Origin of the sequence: Brevibacterium sp. 239c (genome assembly GCF_900169365.1) — a bacterium.
In the GTDB taxonomy this organism is placed as follows: domain Bacteria; phylum Actinomycetota; class Actinomycetes; order Actinomycetales; family Brevibacteriaceae; genus Brevibacterium.
Genome location: NZ_FXZH01000061.1, coordinates 1 through 1,336, shown reverse-complemented (window position 1 = coordinate 1,336; position 1,336 = coordinate 1). Strand labels below are relative to the sequence as shown.

The following is a 1,336-nucleotide window of genomic DNA, read 5'->3' as shown; positions in this document are numbered from 1 at the left end:
CGGCCGGCGTATGCAAACCGAGTCTCTGGTGATGATGTTCGTGGTTGTAACGGTCTATGAACTCGTCCATGAACGTGCGAGCATCACCCAGGGACCCGAACCGCTCGGGGAAGACCGGGGCGTATTTCAACGTCTTGAACCACGCTTCGGAGTAGGGATTGTCGTTGGAGACCTTCGGTCGCGAGTGCGACCTGGTCACTTCCAGGTCGGCCAGCAGCCTGGCCACGGACTTCGACGTCATCGACGTGCCTCGGTCAGCGTGGACGACGGCCGGGATGCCGTGGATGCCGAAGACCTCACGCATCATCTCCTCGGCCAAGGGACCGGACTCACGAGCATGGACGTGGGCGCCGACGATGTAGCGGGAGTAGATATCGATCATCACGTAGGCGTCGTAGTACACGCCCCGACAGGGCCCGGGCAATTTGGTGATGTCCCAGGTATACACCTGGCCTGGCCCGGTGGCGACGAGTTCCGGGATCGCCCGTGCCGGGTGCCGGGCCTGTCGTCGACGCTCTTTGACCTGAGCGTTGTCTCGCAGGATGCGATACATCGTCGAGATCGAGCACAGGTAGACGCCACGGTCGAGGAGCGTGGCGAAGACCTCCATCGGGGTGGAATCGATGAACTCAGCACTGTTGAGAACTGCCAGGACCCGCGCCCGTTCGGCGCAGTCGAGTCGGTTGGCCGGTTCGATACTCCGTGGTGTGGGCATGGTTGGGTGTGCTGCACAGCGGGCGACTGTAGATCGGGCGATACCGGTCAGTGTGGATGCCGCCCGGGTAGAGGTCCCGCAAGCACTCAAAGCGGTGTAGGCGCCCATCAGCGTCTCTTGCGCTTGGTCTCGGTATCCGCGCTCTTGGAGGTCTCTTCCAAGAGCGCGCGTGCTTTTCCCATGATCTCCAATGCCGTCTCGGTGCGATCCAAACGCTGCTGGGCCTGGTCGAGCTCGCGGCGCAGCCTGGCGATCTCGGCCTGTTCCTTGCTCGGCTTCCCGACCGCCTGACCGGGCTTCTTTCCATCCAAGACGCCGGCATCTCGTAGCCGGCGCCATTCGGTGATCAGCGAGGAATACAGGCCCTCGCGGCGGAGATAGGCCCCGCCCTGCTGCTGCCTGCAGGCTTCTTCGTAGGCGGTGAGGTGGGCAAGCTTCTGATCGGGGGTGAAGGTACGTCGGCGCGGGCCATCAGCGCGCGGGTGCGGACTGTTCATGTCTCCATCATTCCCGATCGGTGCTGACGGTGTGGACAGAGTCGAGATACTCATGGTGGTTGTTCCTGAACTCGCCCTGCGAAGGCGGACTTGCTATGAACCGGTGGACTCAACTCACCCTGAC

1 pseudogene is annotated in these 1,336 nt (G+C 62.8%); it reads right to left on the bottom strand.

From position 1 onward, the window contains the following. Positions 1–1,212 (bottom strand): annotated as a pseudogene (locus tag BSP239C_RS21250) (IS3 family transposase); the annotation flags it as partial. Between the last annotated feature and the right edge of the window lie 124 nt (positions 1,213–1,336).